Below are 18,890 nucleotides of genomic sequence, written 5' to 3' on the forward strand. Positions count from 1 at the left end.
CATCAAGACCGATCGCCCTTTCTTGTTTCTGATGACCGATCGCCTAAAATGAAAGAGCGATCGCCCATAAGTCAAGAACCCCCGCACACCATTATGACCATCAAAGAACAACTCCTCCAAGCAATCGAAGCTTTGCCCAGCACAAGGCTTGCTGAAGCCCTCACCTTCGTGACATCTCTCTCCACCAAACCTTCGATTGCATCTGCTAAATCCTTCCTCGCTCACCTCAAGACAATCGGCACTTGGTCAGGTGACGACTTCCAAGAATGTCTAGAAGCCGTCCAAAACTCACGCGGCGAAACCGAATTTGACTACAGCCCCAATCCCTTTGAATAATGTTTCTTCTCGACACCAACCATTGTAGTTATGCCCTACTAGGCAACACTCAAATACTCGATCGCCTCGCTAACCTTGGGGATGAGCCGATCGCCACCTGCACCATCGTCAAGGGTGAACTGATTGACATGGCGGCGCGATCGCAACAACGACAGGTAAATCTTGCCCTAGTTCAACGCTTCCTGCTTGGGCTATACATCTACCCCATCGACGAAACCACCGCCGAAATTTACGGCAATCTTAAAGCGGCAGTTTTCGATCGCTACGCCCCAAAAGACAAAGCCCAACGCCGTAGAACCAACATGACTCAATTGGGCATCGGCGAAAATGACCTGTGGATTGCCGCCGTTGCAATCCAGCATCAACTCACCCTAGTGACGGCCGATCGAGACTTCCAACGGATTCAAGCAGTTCAGCCATTTGAGTTGGAATCCTGGATCTTAACATCGCCAGAGTAAGGAGGAAGGATCTCGCCCCATCAAAACAAACAGCGATCGCCCTTTCTTGTTTCTGATGACCGATCGCCTAAAATGAAAGAGCGATCGCCCTTCACACCAAATACCAAACAGTAGGATGATTCTACGGAGTGCGATCGCCCTTTCTATCAACTCCTGAAAACTTGCACTTTTTCCTCCATATCCAATCCCCCTTCGTCTAAAATGTCAGCAGAAGACTTCCGAGCGATAAACTCATCTAACAGCTCAAAAAACCGATCGAGTGCTTTGCTTTCATCCTCTGAATAAAACAGAATGACGTTAGCCCAAGATTGGCTAGTCTGCAGGTTGAATCTTTTTCGTATCCATTCAGGAAACTGCATAAAATCGCTATCTTGTTTCGTTGGCTGTTCTCCTAACTCATATTTAGCAACGCTGTAACCCGATAAAAAAGCCTGAAGACAAATAATTGAATGTCGTCCCAAGTACATTGAAGGAGCTTTCTTAATTTTCTCAATTAGCGTATATAAATCGTGCATTTTTCACCTCATTTTTTTGAAAATAACTGTAAGTTTTGCTGCTCAAAATTCCTCTTCTATAATCTTAAAACTTCCCATACCCAGTTCCAGAGTAGGTGATGTTAAATTTTGTAGCCATTCCTGCCGATTCACGCCACTACAATCTATATTATCAAACACAATTTCCTGTTCGTCGATTGTAATTGATATCCCTTGATGGTAGCCATTAGTAGCAATTTGCTGCTGTCGTCGTAAATCATAAATCACTGACCAAGGTAGGTCTTGCCTTTCTAAATCCAGTTTAATCTGCTTACCATTTAGGTTTCTGATGGTCAAGAACTCTTTGATAGCCTGACTGCATTCAACACATTGAAAGACCCCATAGCGACTGGCAATTTTAGCGATATCTTCTCGAATTTCATCTAAACTACTCGGATCTAAACTCAAAGTGTAAAGTTTACCTCCTATATTTAGGTACAAGTATATCTCAAAATCATTGCCATTGAGCGGGCAGATTGCGTAGCGTGCGATCGCGCTCTTGCAAGGCTTGTCCAAGGGATCGCGAGATCCCTTCACACCAAATACCCAACACTGCGATGATTCTACCAAGTGCGATCGCCCATCAAAACTCATAGCGATCGCCGTTACAATCAAAGTATCAATCCTCGTGAGATGCCGCGATGACCATCAAAGAACTCCTCATCCAAGAAATAGATAGCACCCCTGACGAACTGCTTGCGGATCTTCTCAGTTTGGTACGATCGCTAAAATCCACTCCAAACCCCCAACTTAATACCTACGAACAACTGCTAGAACGAATCGACTACCTCGAAGCTATCATCGGCATTCGCAAAGGACTCGAAAGCTTCGATCGAGGTGAAGGAATCCCAGTCGAGAAAGCCATGACAGCGCTACAGCAGCAGTTCAACATTCCTCAGAGTCTATGAGTTCCTAGAAGTCAGTCACATTGACATTTTTGATTTTCGCCATTTTGCCCTAAATAGTAAAATACAGAAGTAAGCTAGGCAATTGCCAACCTCCCTCTTCTGCTTGAGAGTACAATAGATCTATGAAGTTTCAGTGGGACTCAAACAAAGCGATTAGTAATGCCAAAAAGCATGGTGTGTCTTTTGAAGAAGCTGTCACTGTCTTCGGAGATCCACTGGCTATTACAATTTCTGACCCTAACCACTCTGTAGGTGAGTTCCGTCTTTTAACGATCGGTCAATCAAATTTACAGCGCCTTTTTGTTGTGTCCCATACAGAACGAGAAGGTGAAGTGCGTTTAATCAGTGCCCGTTTAGCCACCCGACAAGAGAGAAAAAGCTATGAGTCAGGAACCTGAAGTAACAATTAATGACGAGATGAGACCTGAATACGATTTTTCAGGTGGTGTCCGTGGCAAATACTATGAAGCCTATATGAAATCAAGTAATGTTGTGATTCTCGATCCAGACGTAGCAGAAATATTTCGAGACTCAGCTTCTGTCAATGAAGCGTTGCGATTGCTGGCAAAAATTGCCAAGTCTGTCACTGTCTAGGTAGCGCACACAGCACAACAAATCAGAACCGAAAGTTTCCAGGTTATCTGTGCTTGCATAGGTGGAAAGCAAGGGGTAGCCCGATCGCCCTTGGCACCAAATACCAAACACTGCGATGATAGGACGGAAGTGCGATCGCCCTTCACGCATTAAGAGCGAGATCCCCACCAAAATAAAAGGCGGTTCCTATTATCTGTAGAGGTAGATTTTTGTGTGTCGATATATTGTGGATACCGATTGTATTTCACTGATTCTCTACAATCATCCGCAAGTCACAGCGCTCACCCACCAACCATACTAATCACTAATGACTAATGATTAATCACTAATCACTAATGACTAATGACTAACTAAGCCAAGAAGTGGGGAACTTGATATTCGCGACTTTCGGCGATCGCAATTTGCAAATCGCCCATTTGGGCATCCAACTCCTCGATTGTGCTTTGTGGCACCGACTTCCACTTCTCCCTAGTTTCCCAGCGGATCAACATCACCACCTCATTTTCCACCGCATCTACCCAAATTTCCTTACCCAAAAAACCGGGGAAATTTTTGAGTCCTGCTGTCCAAACTTCTGCATCTCGCAGGATAAACTGCTCCCACTTTTCGGGAGGTACTTTAAATTTCAGCCACTCAATTACCATATTAATTTTTCCTTTATCAATCAACCGATTTTAGATTTTAGGTTTTAGATCTTAGCATGGATTCTACCGTCGCACGGGGCGCTTATGGAGCATCTCCGGCTTGGGAGAAAAAGATGTTTTATGGAGTTAGTCAGCGGTGCAATAGACTTGAGTTGCAAAAGTCTTCTCTCGATCTTTTAACCGCAGATATCGGGCAGATGCAACACTGATTGACGCAGATGATTTTAGGGTATTTTCTGATTTATGCAATTGCTAGTCTATTGCCAAAAATTGGGGAACAGCACTATTAAATGCAAAACCGAGATTCTCCCAATGGTTAAATATGAGTTACGCCCAGAAATCTTTGACGCACTATTTATAACCGGTACAATAAGTCCAGCTTTGGGTGAGGCAAATTAATCGTTACCGATCGCAATTTTAACGATTAACTCAGTTCCCTGTCCCGGACGAGAAACACACTGCAACTGGCCGCCATGCTTTTCTACTACTAAATGCTGCGATATTGCCAGACCCAAACCTGTGCTCGTCTCTGGACATTTAGTGGTAAATAAAGGGTCAAAGATGCAGTCGAGAACTTCTTCCGTCATCCCCGGGCCGTTGTCGCTAATTGCGATCGCAACTTCGCTTGAACTTACCAAAAACGTCCGAATCCGAATTTCGGGATTGAATATTTCAGTTTCCGAACCGCCTGCAGACAACAAAGACTGACTTTGCACTGTACCACACCTTTGGGGATTTCTTCCTCCTTCTTCCAAAGCGTCGATCGCATTTGTCAACAAGTGCATGAACACTTGATTTAACTGTCCCGGATAGCAGCGGATTCGCGGCAAATCCGCGTATTCCTTAACTAGAGAAATTCCAGGTCGTCCGCCTTTAGCTTGCAGACGATTTTGCAAAATTAGTACAGTGCTGTCCAAACCTTCGTGGATATCTACAGGCTTCATTTGGGCTGCGTCAGTACGCGAGAACAACCGGAGCGATCGCACAACATCCCGAATCCTTTGGGAACCTACTTTCATTGAATTTAGCAGTTTTGGCAAGTCTTTTTTGATGAAATCTAAATCTAAGTCTTCCATCCAATCTTGAATTTCTGCCACCGGATCGGGATAATGCTTTTGGTAAAGCTCGATCGACTTCAAAAGTTCTTGAATGTAGCCCGTGGCGTGGCTGACATTCCCGGAAATAAAACTCACTGGATTGTTTATTTCGTGCGCTATTCCTGCTACCAACTGCCCCAGACTAGACATCTTTTCAGTTTGGATTAGTTGAGTTTGAGTTCGCTGCAAAACTAACAAAGTTTGCTCTAATTTCGCCGCTTGCTGCCGCAGGCGTTCTTCCGACTCTTGCAAAGCGAATAGAGATTGTTTGCTTTCTGTAATGTCTAATCCCACAAATACCGCCGCCGTATTTTTATGATATTTTTGAGCGACTATTAAATAAGTTTTATCTTCTCCTCTGATGTTTGTTATTACTTCTTGAGATGTCTTTTTTTGGGGACTGGCAAAAAAATCGTATACTAAATCGTTAAATTTAGGGCTTGTATCTAAAAAACCAACTTTCTGACCAGAAAATATTTCCGCCGGCATTTGGTAAGCAGTAGCTAAATGTCGGTTTACTCCCAAGTAACGCAAATCGGAACTTACCCAAGAAACTAATCCGGGTACGGCATCCAAGACAGCTTGAAGTTGCTCTTTGGCTTCTAAAAGCGCTGATTCGGCTGCGATACGAGCCGAAATGTCTCTGGCGATCGCGCAGCAGTATTCACAACCGCCGTATTCTAAATAATTGACTTTAACTTCGACGGGAAAACAAGCACCGTTTCGGGTTTTGTAAGTGGCTTTAAAAGTGAAGTTGCTTTGCTGTTTGAGTTTCTCCCAGAGTTCCGGCCAATCCGATACTGAAAACTGCGAATCGATGTCGCTAACTGTTAGGTTTAGCAGTTCCGATTCCGAGTAACCGAACAGATTACAAGCGGCTTTGTTAGCGTAGCAAATTTGACCTTCGGCACTTGTGAAAAAAACTGTATCCGCAGCATTTTCGAGGGCAATTGGAGTTAGTTTGCGTTTAATTTCTAACTGCGGGGTTTTGACATTTGAGGTTAATTTATGGTAGCAAGTTTTTGGGGCGAGTTCCTCAGCTATCTTTTCGGCAAACAGGATCAAACCGCCGATCGCACCAGAGCAATTTTTCCAAGGCAAAAATACCCATTTTACCCGCCCGCTGCCACAGCCTTCGATTTGTTCTGCTTCACATACGGGCGATCGTCCTGTCACAAACTCGCTGTATTCCAACACTCCAGTCAAACAAGCGCGAGCATTTTGTTGCCAATATTCCGGGAGATTCGGGAACAGTTCCCAATGAGAGCGGCCGATCGCCTCACCGCAGCCGAGCGCGCCATCTGTTTCCCAGCGACTAGAAACCGACAGGTAGCGCATTTCACAATCTACCATTGCTACGGAGTCGGCGGAGCGCTCCACCAACCGCCGAAATCGCTCTTTACTCTCCAACACGTCTGCCTCTGGGGTTGCTGGTGGGCGATCGAAATTTTCCCGTCGGCAGACCTTCCCAGCCTCCGACTTTGTTGCTGAACTGGCGAGTGTTTGCACGGTTTCGGATTTCCTCCATAACTGTCAGTCAATTTGAGTTTTGAATTTTGAGATTTTGGATAAACTCCACAGATGAATCACTGGAGCTTGAACTTGCTTCTAAAATTTGGGATGCCGCGACAGCCCTGCCGCAGCCTGTATCGTTTTTAGGACGGTCAAGTTAGAAAAATTCTGTTTCTGATTAAAAATGCTGTTTCCCTGATTTGCTCTCTCGGGTGATACCCTTAGAGGGTCTCACCCATCATTCATATCATTTTTCACGAAATGTGTCTATAGGTACTCAAAAAAATTTTACCTTAAATTTTCAATTCTGAAGATATCTTCAGAATTGTGAGGTTTGGTAATAAGTCCAGCTCGTGAAATTATTTAAATCTTTTATCAGTATTTTGTATTAAATTACACAAATTTTTGCGTAAATTCACTGGTAAAATCCACTCTCCCCTTCCGCAACATTGCAGGATCAAATCTTTCAGTTGTATTGCAAGTCATCAACACTACGAGTTTTTGCTGAAATTGAATGCCGTGTTCATCCATAACACTTTGATACAAAGTTCCATCCAGCAAACTCAAAATATGTTCAGTTTTGTTAGTGCGTTGGGCCGCATCGGTCGATCGATCTTGAGCCAAATTATCAGCCTCGTTAATAATGATACAAATCCGCTCCAAATAACTCGGCGGCACAAAATTTTCCACAGCATCGTGGTCTAAAATAAAAATCACATAACCCAGCGGCACCAAAATCTCCTTTGCTACCGCTTGCGTCCAAGCAGTTTTGCCAGTCCCCGGTTCACCGCTAACCAAAACAGCCAACTGATTTTGGTCGAGAATTGCCTGCTGAACCGTATCCGTAAAACTTTGAACATCCGCAGAAAACGTCCGAATAGGGAACTGACTGTGAACCTGTCCCACGCGGCTTTTGTACCCGCTCAAAATCACCGCCAAATTGTAAGTAGCCTTGCTAACGAGCGGCGCAATATCTTTACAAATCAGAGTGTAGCAGCGTCTTCCCCTATCGTAGCTGTCAATTTGCAGCCAACAGCCCCATCGCTCCCAATAAGCATAAACAGTACCCAAAACTTCCAAGCCTTCCCAGCTCACAAACCGCTCCGGCGGATAAGAAAAATGCCGCTCCATACAAGACTGAGTAATCGCATCCGGTTTCCCCAACAAATTCAGAACTTTAAAAACAGTAATCTCTTGCAGTTTGTTGAGAACGTAGTCAATGGGAATGCTAGCGCGGCTGACAAACTGCACCACCGGCGTTTCAGTAACTAAAACGTCTTTGGAACGGTAATCCGGGTAAACTGGCTGCGGAGTAATGTAATCCCAAAACTCATCAATTTCGTAGCGAGTATTTTCCGAGAATACATTTAAGATATTTGCCCACCAGGTATATTGATGTCGCCCCATTGCGTCGGCAATATCGCTAGCTGCATCTAAAGTTTTTTGAGCTAATTCAACCGGATCGCTCGATGCTAAATGCAGCAAGTGTTCCAAATCAAATTGACGGTAGAGAGGTCGCCAGCCAGAGCCGAGCAACCCTCGATTTTGAGGATTATTTTGAGTAAAATTGTTTTGGCGATCGCTCATATCTTCAGCACTCACTTATTGCAACTCCTACTTACTTTTATTTTAAAAGCTTCCGCGCACATCTTCCACAAAAATACTAGATTTATCAATTGACTTTGAAATAATTCGGAGGCACAAAATCTACTAACCAAACTTGGTTGTCCGAGCAGTAAAATGTACAGCCGTCAAGCTGTATTGCTGCGGCATCCACAGCAAAGAGTGTTTGAATTCTGAACCAAAGCTTCCGATTAACATTCCAATTTTTCAAAGTTCAAGCAAACAAAATTCTTTGACGCAGCTTGGTTTCAAAATTACCATACTCAAAATTAGTAACAAAAGTTACTCGTACTCGTCAACCGGTGCGCCCTACAAAAACTACTTTCGGACAACTCCGCCAAAAATAGCAAAATTTAGATAGCGCCAGTGACAGGCTGCGTCGGCAAAACCTGCTTCTGCAAGCCACTTTGTTTGCTCTTCCACAGAGGAAGGAATATCTTCTTTTAAATAGTTTTGAAACCAGGCTGCATCATCTTCTCCGCTGGCTTTCATGTACTGCCGCCACAAGTTTTCGTATTGCTCGGTCAGCTTGGGAGTAGCACCTGTCACAATGTCTCGAATTAGCAAGATTCCCTCTGGATTCATTGACTGAAAAAGCTGGTGAAATAGCTGTTGTTTCCCGGCGCTGTCTAGGTGGTGGATTGCTAACCCTGAAACTACCAAATCGTAACCGCTGCCGAAATCATCTTCTGCGAAATTTCCCTGCTGCAATGTCAGGCGTTTTCCGAAAGCTGACAAGTTAGTTTGACAAATTTTTAGCATATTTTCCGCCATGTCAAAGGCTAGGACTTTCGCTTGAGGAAATTCTTGCAAAATCAGAGCCGACAGTATGCCAGTCCCCGCGCCTAAATCCAGAACTTGTATGTTAGCATTGGTTTCAAAAGGTATTAACTGCAGTATTAAATCGTGTTGCTCGCGATAGTGCGGAATGAGGCGGGGAATTAAACCGTCATAATCAAATGCTCTTTGTTCAAATTCCTCGCGTACATAGTTTAAATTCACAGACAATTTTTCTCTACCTGTTAATACTTGAGTGCGTTAATGCAGTTGGTCGGGTCTCTTGTTCAAAATATACTACAATTGATAATACATAATATTTACAGGACTGTCAAGATGTAGAAGAAAATAATTTAACAGAAGTTCCCAACGATCGCCAGACACGGACTTTGTTGGCCATTCCCCTGCCAGTTATTTGAGAAATGTTAAGCTCCGACATCGATATGCTTGAGTAAAAGTGAGGCAGAATGCGGGAAACCCACGAGCATCGGGAAGAAGAAATTTTAAGGTAGATGCGACAGGCAAATTGTGAGAAAAAAGTTGAGAATTGTTACAAATCGCCCGATTCGGTAAAATTCGAGAAAATATGCCCTCAGATTGACAAAATTTTGCCCAACAATCAATAAAATCTGAAGTGACTCCTTATTGGTGGATGTGCGGACGGCCGAATTTTAATCATGAACAGATACAAAATATTGCACCCATTTGCGGGAAAAAAAACAGTGATAATGAATCAGGATGTGAGTAGATTAGCTGTCAGTCGTCAGGGTAAAATAGAAGCAATGGAAATCCAACAGCGGAGCAAGAATAAGACCGATCGCCAGCAACCAAACGCGCCCGATCGCCCAAACCAAAATTATATGACAAAAGAAGTAGAATTATCGCTACAAGAATGTTTAGATTTTAAAGGAGCGATCGACCGAGCAGCACTGGCGGTGAGGACAAACGCCCGAGGAATTATCAACTACGTCAGCGATCGAGTTTGTAGCATATCTAACTATTCGCGCGCCGAGCTGATCGGTCGCCATTTCGGAATTCTCTACTCGGAATATAAGTCTTCGGAATTGATCAAAAATTTGCGGTCAACTGTTGCCAAAAGTGAAGTTTGGCAAGGAGAAATTAAGAACCAAGCTAAGAATGGCAGCGATTATTGGGTTTATGCAGCAGTAGTTCCGCTGTTGGATTTTCAGGGAAAACCCTGTCAGTATTTGGCGATCGGATTCGACATCACCGATCGCAAAGCCGTTGAAGCAGCCCAAGCTCAAGCCCACCAGGCAAAAGACGAATTTTTGGCGGTCGCCTCCCACGAACTCCGATCGCCCCTGAGCGCGATTTTGGGATGGGTACAGCTAGCCCGATCGCGCAAGTTAAACGAAGCCACTACCAGCCGCGCTTTGGAAATCATCGAGCGCAACGCCAGACTGCAGAACCAGCAAATAGATAATCTCCTGGATCTTTCGCGGCTGCTGCGCGGAAAAATGCAGCTCAACATCGGGCGGGTTCACCTCCCGTCTGTCGTCGAATCGGCGATCGACACCCTCAGCCCCGCCGCCCAAGCCAAAAACATCCGCATAGAAACAGATTTTGACCCCGCTGTCACCTACATTTTGGGAGATGCAGAACGCTTGCAGCAAGTAGTCTGGAATTTACTTGCTAACGCCATCAAATTTACCCCGGATTCCGCCCCCGGTCTAGTCGAAATACAGATCGAGTCTACTGTGTCGGGCGCGCTGATTCGCGTCAGCGACAGCGGTTGCGGGATTGACCCCAAATATCTGCCGTACATCTTTGACTACTTCCGCCCCACAGATAGCTTCCAAACCAAGGAACAAAACCGGCTCGGCTTGGGACTCTCCATTGTGCGGCAGTTGGTGGAACTGCACGGGGGAAATGTTTGGGGCAAGAGTCCCGGAATCGGACAGGGGGCTACGTTTGAGGTGCAGCTACCGGTGGCGAACAGCAAAAATGCGATCGCTCACAATGCTGCGCTGGGCGCAATGGAAAGTATATCAGGACAGGTTTCCAAACCCTTAGCGGGAAAGCAAGTGTTGGTGGTTGAAAGCAGCGCCGAGATCCGCGAATGTATGAAAACTGGTCTGGAAGCATTTGGAGCTAAGGTAACGGCGGTGTCTAGCGCCGGCGAAGCGATCGCCGAGTTGGAACAGTCGCGGCCAGACGTGTTGGTGAGCGATATGGCGGTGTCGGAAGCCGACGGCTGCGATTTGATCCGTCGCGTCAGAGCAATGGAAATGTCCCAGGACAGGGAACTGCTGCCGGCGTTGGCGCTCACGGAAGACCTGGGGGATGACGATGGATCGGCGCTCTCTGCGGGGTTTCAGAGATATTTGTCGAAGCCTGTGTCCCCGCATCAGTTGGTGAGCGCGATCGTCCAATTGGCTGGACAGAATGGATTTAGCTGCCAAGATTGCGGCGCGGGAAATGTCCGGGCGATCGCGCCTCCATCCTCGCCGGATTCTAAGAATTTTGACCGCACAATTGCTCCAAATAAATCAACAAAGAATAGACAAGAATTACCTTTGTTGCTGGTAGTAGAAGATAACAATTTTTTACTAGATTACCTTCAAAATTTATTAACTCCGTACTATCGAGTTGCCGTGGCTATAGACGGGATTGAAGGTTTAGAGAAAGCTAAACAATTACGCCCAAATTTGATTTTGAGCGACCAAATTATGCCCCGACAAAATGGACTTGATTTGCTCAAGGAGATTCGGAATACGCCGGAATTGAATTCGACTCCGGTAATCTTTTTGACAGCGCGATCGGGGATGGAAGCTCGGATCGAAAGTTTGGATGCGGGTGCTGACGATTATATTGCAAAGCCCTTTGACGAGAGGGAATTGCTGGCGAGGGTAAGAAATTTGCTCAGAACCCACACAGCCGAACAGCAATTGACCGTGCTCAACCGTCAGTTGCTGCAGCAAAAACGGCAGTTAGAAACTGTGAATAGATCTTTGCAATATTTGGCAACTTACGACAGTTTGACTGAGGTAAGAAACCGTCGCTTTTTTAATGACTATCTCGATACGGAATGGCGACGTTTGGCGAGGGAAGAAGCACCGCTGTCTTTGATTATGTGCGATATCGATTATTTCAAACTTTATAACGATACTTACGGGCACCAAGCGGGGGACGAATGTTTGCGACAGGTGGCTGCGGTTCTCCAGCGTTCGGTAAAGCGATCGGCTGATTTAGTTGCGCGTTACGGTGGAGAAGAATTTACCATAGTTTTGCCGAATACGGATATTGATGGTGCCGCTTGCGTAGCTGAAATTATCAACCAACAGGTGAGGGATTTAGAGATACTTCACGCCAAGTCTAGTGTCAGCGAATACGTGACGCTGAGTTTGGGTGTGGCTTGCTGCATTCCAGCACCGATGTCGCAGCCGGGGGCGTTAATTGCGATCGCGGATGAGGCGCTTTATCGGGCGAAAGCTGCAGGGCGCGATCGGGTTTCGGTTGCGGCATTTGAAGCATAATAGTTATTAGAGTTCGGCTGCATAAATATTCGCTTTTTTAACTGCAGATTTCCAGCGGATTAACACGGATGGACGCAGATAATTCAATTTTATCTGCGATTGAGTGCAATTGCTAGTTTATTATAAAAAAAGGTTTGCAGCCATCAGAGAAGTCCTTAAATCCTGGTTCGCAGTCAAGACTTCTATCTTTAAAGCAGAGTTAAGAAGCAATAGGAATCGTGCCGCTCGACAGAGAGTCAATTGAATCCTCGCCGAAAGAATGAAGCCGATGTCAAACAGTCAGCCGTTTCCACCCTTATGGTTGGCTGTGGTGAGAGAGCGAACTCTACCCAAGCGAAATTGTTTGGTTGAAGTATTTACGGCGTTTTGGAGTCGATCGTTGGTATCGATTTGTCAAGCAACAATTACATTAGAAATTACCTAACTTGAGAACTTCCGAACAGTCTGAGCGGTGGAGCGATTTAATGCCATTGATGAGTTGGCAAGTCTGGCTGGCTAGGGATTTAGCGATCGAGAATCGACTCACCAGAGCAATCTGAAGCTTATCAATTTAACTCGACTAACCTGTTTTGTGGCTTTTAGTTGATATTGGTACTGCCGCGAAAATGCCTAAACAAAGGGGAAAGTTCCCCGGCTGGGAAAAGGGGAAGGTACGGAATAAAGCACCGTGCTATTCCACTGTGAACAAACGGGTTTCAAGGGCGCAAAAAGTGTTCAATATTAGCTATTTAATCTTCTACCTTTTGAATTTTTGAGTAACAGCTTGGCTACTCTTTAAAGGCCACTACTTTTAGCTGCACTAATTTTTTAGTCTAAACTACGGTTAACCCGAAAGGCCCAATATCACGCACCAATCCCCGCAATCCAATTCTGCACCGCCTCCAACAAATTCTCTCCATCCGCAGCCAAATTTGTTAGCGGCAATTCCAGCGGTGTATCGGTAATCCAGGCGATATGAATTCCCATGTGAGTGTCGGCGAGTTTGCGGGTGAAAGACGAAAGCGCATTTTCGCAGGGGCACGAGTGCAAAATTAAGGCGATGTGCTGTTTTTGCAGGCGGTTTTTGAGTTGGGGGATTAATCGCTTGAATTCCGGGGCGTTGCGAATGGCGGGGATGTCTGTATCTGCGGGGAAGATTGTTTGATATAGTTGGGTACAGAGTTCTTGGGCGATCGCGCTTGCATCGGTTTCGCCTTCTAAGGCGCGAATGTTGAGGGACACCGGGAAGGTTTTATCGGTGGGCTGGAGTTGTTTGAGGAGTGTGGGGATATCTGTATTGTGTGGGTGGTTGTCTGCCGGTATTGGGGAATTGGTGAGTTGAGTGTGCCATGCTTGATAAAAGTCTGGGTAAGTCATATTTTCGGCGCAGTGCCAGATGACTTTGTAGCAGATTTCATAGCGCTTAAAATCGTTTTCGGAGATTTCGGAAGTTAGGCAATCTTTCAATCCTGAGACTGCGGTGGCGAAGTGTTTACCTTTCATAATTTCCGGTAATCTATATGGCGCTTCACTCCGCGTACCTTCATCACCTGAATTGCGGATTAACTCAACTAAAGTGGCGACGACAAGTGGGTTGTCTTTGTCTATTTTTTCTAAACTTTCTGCAGCTTGACAACGAATATGTTCATCACATGAATTGCGGATCAACTCAACTAAAACCGAGATAGAAAATGGGTTACTTTTGGATATCTCTCCTAACCTACCTGTCGCTCCCCACAGGATATCTTTATTTTGAGAACTAGATATCAGCTTGACTAAAGTACCTATAGCAACTGGGTGATTTTTTTGTATGTCCCCTAATCTACCTGCCGCTCTCAACAGGATATTTTCATCATCGCACTTATTTATTAGATTGACTAAAGCTTCGATGGCAACTTGCTTATCTTTAGCTATGTTTCCTAAGCACCATACTACTCTATCCCACTTGAAATCATTCTGAGTATTTTCCATTATTTCGACTAAAGCTTCGACCATCCCATTTGCGCTGTCTTTACCTATTTTATTTAATATTACAGTTGCAGGTATCAGGATCTTTTTTTCGTCAACAACTTTTATTATTTTAACTAATAATTCGCTTGCAATTTGGTTATACTCGTCTGTTTGTCCTAGTATATCTGCTGCTTTCAACAAGAGTAGTTGATCCGGCTCAGTACCTATTAACTCTACTAAAGTTTCGATAGCAACAGGGTTATCTTTACCTATATCACCTAAGCTATGTACGGCTTTTTGCCGAGTATATCCATCCTGAGAATTACGGATTAAATTGACTAAAGTATCGATCGCAACTGGGTTATTTTTTTCTATTTTTCCTAAGCTAGTTGCCGCTTTTAACTGAGTAGTTTCATTTGGATAACTCCCGATCAAGTTGACTAAAGCAGAAATAGCTTCTGAGTTATTGGTTGCTATTTTTCCTAAGTAATCTGCTAGCATCCAATGGGTACGTTCCTGCTGAGAGGAAGCGATTAACTTGACTACAGCAGAGATAGCTACTCGGTTGTCTTTGCCTATTTTTTCTAAATTTTCTAAACTATGACTTAGTTCTGCCATCAATATACCTCATATCTAATAATTTCTGATATCAACACAGCTTAATTCGACTAAAGTCGAAATTGCAACAGGGTTATATCTATCTATTGTACCTAAACTATACGCTGCTTGCCACCGTGTATACTCAGAACCAGAATTGCGGATTAACTCGACCAAAGTATCAATCGCAACTGGATTAGTTTTGTCTATTTGTCCTAAGCAATATGCGGCTTGTCTCCGAGTATCTTCATACTGAGAAATACGGATTAACTCGATCAACTGAAAGATAGCCCTTCCCCTATCCGTCTCTTTTAGTGTTTCCCTTATTCTCTCGGCCATTGGAGTAGTAATTGTCCAACTATGCGATTTTAGGTCATCAAAATAACCAAACCCCACCTTAACAATCTGCCGAACAATCTCATCAGCAAGACTGCAATCCTTAAACTCAGCAATCCCCGCAGCCGCTAAAAAAAACGCCCGTAATTTATACAAATTCCCGCACCCATCATCAAACTCAACCAAAGCCTTAATAAACGCTTCCTTCTTCTCCTTCCCTACCTCCTCACGCCCCAACCACAGCAAAATAACCTCCTTCCACTGCTTCTCAAAAATGCGATAAGCCCCCCCCTTGGTAAGGGGGGGTTGGGGGGGTATGATTCAAGAAAAAGTGCCAATCCTCAACCGCCAACGCCGCAAAATATTCCTGAAAAGTCGGATGGTAAAAAGCATAAATCCCCTCCAGCGTCTCCGCATCCCTCGCCACTAAATTCAGCCAACCCAAACGACAAGCCAACTCAAACTGCGATGCACCCATCACCCGATATCCCACACTTTCTCGCAACTGAAAGCGCTCCGTTTCATTTAACATCCCAGCCAGTGCCAATTTCCCCAAAGCCGCATTCAAATCCTGCTGCTGACTCCAATTCAAGTGCGGTTTTTTCCACTGATACAAAGTAGTCACAAATCGCTGATAAAGCTTAGCCTTAGTATCCGGCAAATCCCCATCTAAGGATTGCCAAGTGCCGCACAGCAGCGAACATCTCAGGGGATTTTTTACTAAGTCTCGAATTCGCTCTTTTCCCGATGCTGCTAATGCTTCCCGTAGCTGTTGAGAAAGCACCCCCCCAGCCCCCCTTGCTAAGGGGGGAGCAAGAGTTTCTTCTGTATTTTGGGTTGGGAATGATGGAGGAAGAGTATCCCCTTCTTCTCTTGCTAAGGGGGGAGCAAGAGGTTCTTCTAATTCTTCTCCTACTTGTTGAGAAAGCACCCCCCCAGCCCCCCTTGCTAAGGGGGGAGCAAGAGGTTCTACTTCTCCTGTCACCTCTTCTTCCACTCTTGTCCCCCCCCTTACCAAGGGGGGGCTAGGGGGGGTTCCAAACCACTTATCGATAAACATTTCCACTTGTTCGGGATAGGAAAATTCCAGAGTACGATAAGTGTCAAAAGTATCCAACGCAGAGCCGATCGCATCCCAGACATTCTGCCGACAACTTAGCACGATCCGCGCCCTTTGAACACAGCCGCCCGTCCTAATTTGCCGCTCAATTTCCGCCAAAGGATTACCATCACCCGCAGCCATCTCATCCGCCCCATCCAACACCAACCAAACCCCCTCGGCATTAAACACAGCTACAAAATCATCCTTAATATCCGCCGTCGCCTCAGCCTTCCCAACCCTCTTAATTGCCGCCAGCAGCCAACTATCAAATAAATAGGTTTCTAAATCCTTCCCCTGCAAATCTGCTAAAGACACCCAAATCACAATCGCCTCGGAAATTTCAGCAGCAACCCAATTCGCAATCCGCCGCAACAGCGTAGTTTTACCCGCCCCCGCTTCCCCGATAATTCCTAATCGCTTCCCATTGCTTTTCGGGCTGCTTCCTTGCTGGATTACTTGCTCAAGAAACTCCCTGTGTTCAAACCCTTGAGTAATTTGTTTTATCCTGTAAAAATTTAAATTTTCCTCAGCCGCCAAATCCTCGCTTCGCTGAGTCACTTTGTGCCGTTCCACCAATCCCAGCGGCAGGTAAACATCATCTATTTGATGGTTTCCAAAAGTTAGCCGATTGCTGCTGAGTCGCTGCTGTTCTTTCTCGTCTAAAATCTCCTGGCAAATAGCCCGCCAGTCAATCGGCTGGTAAACAATCCGGCTTTTTTCCACAATCTCCTCAAGCCAAGCATACATCTCTTGGGTTGTGCGATCAATCCGCGTCAAAGTTTGCCCTGTAAAAATCTGAAAAACCTTTTCATTTTCCTTGATTTCCTGAGCAAAGTATGCTGAAACCAAGGCAAATAAATCTTGCTCTAACTTAATTTTGTATGGTGCGACATCGCAATGTTCTAGGGCAACTTCCAGCAGTTTTTGCTTGACTTCTGCTACCCGATTCTGCTTTAACTCGTCTGTCGCAGTCAGCAGCAATTCTATTTCATCTAAACTTGCGATGGGAATCCCAGACGGGACTGTTTCTTTCTCAACATTGGCTAAATCTAATTTTAGCTGTTCTAGCTTTCGTTTCAACCAATCACAATCCCTACGCCTCTCTTGCAGCGAATAGCTAAAACTTTCTCGGTTAACGCTATTTTTCGGATCGATTTCCTGTTTGCATTCTGAGGCGATTTGTTGCTGAGCTTTCAGGAAAGATGTTTTTAGGGATTTTTCTAAATCGTGATTGACAATTTTACCGTTTCGTGATATCTTTTTTATCCCGGTCAAACAGAGGTGCTTTGCTGCATCGTTGGCTTGAGTCCCCAGGATGGCTTGCCAAACAACTGTGAAAAGCCCTCCCAGTAGTACCGCTGCATCTATCATTTGACGGTTCTCCTAATTTCCGGTTTGGAGCGGGTTAGTTTGATTGTAGGCGACTTTGGTTGCGATCGATTGATGCCACAGGTGCGGATATTTGAGATTTTCCATGTTTGGTTAGGGATTTTCGCTCGCCGACGCACCCTAGGACTAAATATTCATAGAAATTCACGGTTTTTAGGAGTTTCCCTAACCAACAATTTATGGTGAAAATGAATCATCTCAAAAACCCGCACCAACCACAAGTAATTAAAATGTACGATTAATTAATTGGGTAAGATGTTGATAAGTAATTGGACACAATTAATTACACACTGATTTTTTGCTGATTCTTTACTAGACAAGGCTTGCAGCCCAGAGTTTTGTGTAATTAATTGTGTCTTACTACTTATGAATTGATCGTGTGGTGGGGGCAACTTTTTGGTATTTTACGTGGATTTGTGAGATGTCGCCGAGCCAGCCCCGACAAGTTTTTGGGATGTTTTTATGATAGGGAAACGGCACTGTAGATTCTTAATTTGGGGACTGTTGTTTATCCGATTTAAAACTGCTACAATCTCTACCAAATGCTCGATCGCCCAACAGCACCTATTTTTCCATGATTTCCACAAAATCTTCAATCATCACATCAAAGGTGCGAGCCAACTTGTACACTGCCGCAAAATCAACCATCGCCATGCCCTGAGATCGGGCATAATTGCTAATCGTACTGTAGCCCACGCCCGATCGCTCGGCAACCTCCTTGAGCGTCCATCCCTTCTGGGCCGCCAACTCTCTAACCCGCAACCTGACTAAGCCTTTGCTCATATTCAGTATTTACAAAATTTTGGATTTAGTATATTGTATCAAAAGGCGATCGGTCAGTCAGTCGATTTTAGATTTTAGATTGATTTCACACAGGAATCTACGATCGGGAACAAGCATCTAAAATTTGGGGCTGTTAGCTGCGGGAGTCGGGGCTTGTATCCGTTTTGTGGCTGAGTCAGCGAAACTAAAGTCGATCGCCAGTTAAAATTAATTCCGACAGATAATTTCTGTCACTCGCACCTAACAGATAGATTTACCTACCACTAGGATATGCAGCTACAATGATATCAGACAATCAGTTAAGATCGTTAGCGATCGGCACATCAAAAATTATTCACAAATCGTCAGTCGTCAATCCGCGATCGAGATTTGTCACCGAAGAAACAGTAGCGCTTTTATTCAACATCACACCAGACCAAATTTACCGAATCGAATGCTGTCACAACATGGTGTACGTACACGCCAAAGGCCTCAGTAGATTCGTCAGCTACGCCGATTTCCCCCCAATCTTAGAAGTAAAACCAGCCTGCGCTCAAGATTTTCTCGGATGGTACAAACGCTGGAAACGCACCCAAGCACCAGAATTTTGGACTAAATTTTATACGTACAACTTCAAAGCCGCTGTTTCAGTTGACAGCTTGCTGGAATGGGGTAAATTAGTCGCTACAGTTAAATCGGTAATTTCAGCCTCAGCACTGCAACAACTACGCGATGTTTACGCTCAAGAAAAAACATTAATGGAAAGTTTCTAAAGCAGGCGCGTCGAGTAAACCCG

18 protein-coding genes are annotated in these 18,890 nt (G+C 44.8%); 8 read left to right on the forward strand and 10 right to left on the reverse strand.

The window, feature by feature from the left end; all coding sequences use genetic code 11:
* The first annotated feature begins 48 nt into the window (after positions 1–48).
* Positions 49–336 (forward strand): hypothetical protein, encoded by a 288-nt coding sequence (locus AACV78_RS09105; RefSeq protein ID WP_228042137.1) that lies wholly within the window; start codon positions 49–51, stop codon positions 334–336.
* The gene (locus AACV78_RS09110) at positions 336–794 is read left to right on the forward strand and encodes a type II toxin-antitoxin system VapC family toxin (RefSeq protein ID WP_194011530.1); all 459 of its coding nucleotides are present in this window, start codon (positions 336–338) and stop codon (positions 792–794) included. Before AACV78_RS09105 ends, AACV78_RS09110 begins: the two co-directional genes overlap by 1 nt.
* 146 nt (positions 795–940) lie before the next feature.
* Here AACV78_RS09110 and AACV78_RS09115 read toward each other — a convergent pair whose 3' ends face one another.
* Positions 941–1,309 (reverse strand): hypothetical protein, encoded by a 369-nt coding sequence (locus tag AACV78_RS09115; RefSeq protein ID WP_194011531.1) that lies wholly within the window; start codon positions 1,307–1,309, stop codon positions 941–943.
* 42 nt (positions 1,310–1,351) lie between these two features.
* Positions 1,352–1,921 carry a papain fold toxin domain-containing protein gene (locus AACV78_RS09120; protein WP_194011532.1) on the reverse strand — a complete coding sequence of 190 codons (570 nt, stop codon included), beginning with the start codon at positions 1,919–1,921 and terminating at the stop codon, positions 1,352–1,354.
* Positions 1,922–1,968: 47 nt separating this feature from the next.
* Here AACV78_RS09120 and AACV78_RS09125 point away from each other — a divergent pair, with 47 nt between their 5' ends.
* From AACV78_RS09125 to AACV78_RS09135, 3 genes are all read left to right on the forward strand, one after another.
* A complete protein-coding gene (locus AACV78_RS09125; protein ID WP_194011533.1) occupies positions 1,969–2,235 on the forward strand; it encodes a prevent-host-death family protein in 267 nt (88 codons plus the stop codon).
* A gap of 122 nt (positions 2,236–2,357) precedes the next feature.
* Positions 2,358–2,633 carry a BrnT family toxin gene (locus tag AACV78_RS09130; RefSeq protein WP_194011534.1) on the forward strand — a complete coding sequence of 92 codons (276 nt, stop codon included), beginning with the start codon at positions 2,358–2,360 and terminating at the stop codon, positions 2,631–2,633.
* Entirely contained in the window at positions 2,617–2,829 is a 213-nt protein-coding gene (locus AACV78_RS09135; RefSeq protein WP_106147613.1) for a hypothetical protein, read from the forward strand. Before AACV78_RS09130 ends, AACV78_RS09135 begins: the two co-directional genes overlap by 17 nt.
* A gap of 350 nt (positions 2,830–3,179) precedes the next feature.
* Here the strand turns inward: AACV78_RS09135 and AACV78_RS09140 are convergent, their stop codons facing one another.
* From AACV78_RS09140 to AACV78_RS09155, 4 genes are all read right to left on the reverse strand, one after another.
* Positions 3,180–3,473: a TIGR03792 family protein gene (locus AACV78_RS09140; RefSeq protein WP_194011535.1), complete on the reverse strand. Its 294-nt coding sequence runs from the start codon at positions 3,471–3,473 to the stop codon at positions 3,180–3,182.
* Between the two features lie 395 nt (positions 3,474–3,868).
* Complete coding sequence (locus AACV78_RS09145) at positions 3,869–6,079, reverse strand: PAS domain-containing sensor histidine kinase (RefSeq protein WP_339383539.1); 2,211 nt, start codon at positions 6,077–6,079, stop codon at positions 3,869–3,871.
* A gap of 396 nt (positions 6,080–6,475) precedes the next feature.
* Positions 6,476–7,684 (reverse strand): AAA family ATPase, encoded by a 1,209-nt coding sequence (locus AACV78_RS09150; RefSeq protein WP_339383540.1) that lies wholly within the window; start codon positions 7,682–7,684, stop codon positions 6,476–6,478.
* A 339-nt stretch (positions 7,685–8,023) separates the two neighbouring features.
* The gene (locus AACV78_RS09155) at positions 8,024–8,707 is read right to left on the reverse strand and encodes a methyltransferase domain-containing protein (protein ID WP_194011536.1); all 684 of its coding nucleotides are present in this window, start codon (positions 8,705–8,707) and stop codon (positions 8,024–8,026) included.
* A 503-nt stretch (positions 8,708–9,210) separates the two neighbouring features.
* Between AACV78_RS09155 and AACV78_RS09160 the strand changes: the two genes are divergently transcribed.
* Positions 9,211–11,979, forward strand: a complete 2,769-nt coding sequence (locus AACV78_RS09160; RefSeq protein ID WP_228042147.1) for a diguanylate cyclase — start codon at positions 9,211–9,213, stop codon at positions 11,977–11,979.
* A 259-nt stretch (positions 11,980–12,238) separates the two neighbouring features.
* Positions 12,239–12,403, forward strand: a complete 165-nt coding sequence (locus AACV78_RS09165) for a hypothetical protein (protein ID WP_194011537.1) — start codon at positions 12,239–12,241, stop codon at positions 12,401–12,403.
* A 419-nt stretch (positions 12,404–12,822) separates the two neighbouring features.
* On the opposite strand, the gene AACV78_RS09170 is transcribed toward AACV78_RS09165, so the two are convergent.
* From AACV78_RS09170 to AACV78_RS09185, 4 genes are all read right to left on the reverse strand, one after another.
* Positions 12,823–14,526, reverse strand: a complete 1,704-nt coding sequence (locus tag AACV78_RS09170; RefSeq protein WP_194011538.1) for a HEAT repeat domain-containing protein — start codon at positions 14,524–14,526, stop codon at positions 12,823–12,825.
* 15 nt (positions 14,527–14,541) lie between these two features.
* A complete protein-coding gene (locus tag AACV78_RS09175; RefSeq protein ID WP_194074280.1) occupies positions 14,542–15,027 on the reverse strand; it encodes a HEAT repeat domain-containing protein in 486 nt (161 codons plus the stop codon).
* Positions 15,028–15,109: 82 nt separating this feature from the next.
* Complete coding sequence (locus AACV78_RS09180) at positions 15,110–17,314, reverse strand: NACHT domain-containing protein (protein ID WP_194074281.1); 2,205 nt, start codon at positions 17,312–17,314, stop codon at positions 15,110–15,112.
* Positions 17,315–17,896: 582 nt separating this feature from the next.
* Entirely contained in the window at positions 17,897–18,115 is a 219-nt protein-coding gene (locus AACV78_RS09185) for a helix-turn-helix domain-containing protein (protein ID WP_194011319.1), read from the reverse strand.
* A 281-nt stretch (positions 18,116–18,396) separates the two neighbouring features.
* Between AACV78_RS09185 and AACV78_RS09190 the strand changes: the two genes are divergently transcribed.
* Entirely contained in the window at positions 18,397–18,867 is a 471-nt protein-coding gene (locus tag AACV78_RS09190; protein ID WP_194011320.1) for a hypothetical protein, read from the forward strand.
* The last annotated feature ends 23 nt before the right edge of the window (positions 18,868–18,890 follow it).

It is taken from the genome of Tychonema sp. LEGE 07196 (genome assembly GCF_963890365.1).
Classification (GTDB): Bacteria; Cyanobacteriota; Cyanobacteriia; order Cyanobacteriales; family Microcoleaceae; genus Microcoleus.

Bases quoted from the DNA above. Each gene is read 5' to 3' on its own strand.
- AACV78_RS09105 (WP_228042137.1), top strand. From the start codon at position 49: ATGAAAGAGCGATCGCCCATAAGTCAAGAACCCCCGCACACCATTATG.
- AACV78_RS09120 (WP_194011532.1), bottom strand. From the start codon at position 1,921: ATGAGTTTTGATGGGCGATCGCACTTGGTAGAATCATCGCAGTGTTGG.
- AACV78_RS09130 (WP_194011534.1), top strand. From the start codon at position 2,358: ATGAAGTTTCAGTGGGACTCAAACAAAGCGATTAGTAATGCCAAAAAG.
- AACV78_RS09110 (WP_194011530.1), top strand. From the start codon at position 336: ATGTTTCTTCTCGACACCAACCATTGTAGTTATGCCCTACTAGGCAAC.
- AACV78_RS09190 (WP_194011320.1), top strand. From the start codon at position 18,397: ATGATATCAGACAATCAGTTAAGATCGTTAGCGATCGGCACATCAAAA.
- AACV78_RS09135 (WP_106147613.1), top strand. From the start codon at position 2,617: ATGAGTCAGGAACCTGAAGTAACAATTAATGACGAGATGAGACCTGAA.
- AACV78_RS09180 (WP_194074281.1), bottom strand. From the start codon at position 17,314: ATGATAGATGCAGCGGTACTACTGGGAGGGCTTTTCACAGTTGTTTGG.
- AACV78_RS09185 (WP_194011319.1), bottom strand. From the start codon at position 18,115: ATGAGCAAAGGCTTAGTCAGGTTGCGGGTTAGAGAGTTGGCGGCCCAG.
- AACV78_RS09160 (WP_228042147.1), top strand. From the start codon at position 9,211: ATGAATCAGGATGTGAGTAGATTAGCTGTCAGTCGTCAGGGTAAAATA.
- AACV78_RS09170 (WP_194011538.1), bottom strand. From the start codon at position 14,526: ATGGCAGAACTAAGTCATAGTTTAGAAAATTTAGAAAAAATAGGCAAA.
- AACV78_RS09115 (WP_194011531.1), bottom strand. From the start codon at position 1,309: ATGCACGATTTATATACGCTAATTGAGAAAATTAAGAAAGCTCCTTCA.
- AACV78_RS09125 (WP_194011533.1), top strand. From the start codon at position 1,969: ATGACCATCAAAGAACTCCTCATCCAAGAAATAGATAGCACCCCTGAC.
- AACV78_RS09140 (WP_194011535.1), bottom strand. From the start codon at position 3,473: ATGGTAATTGAGTGGCTGAAATTTAAAGTACCTCCCGAAAAGTGGGAG.
- AACV78_RS09165 (WP_194011537.1), top strand. From the start codon at position 12,239: ATGAAGCCGATGTCAAACAGTCAGCCGTTTCCACCCTTATGGTTGGCT.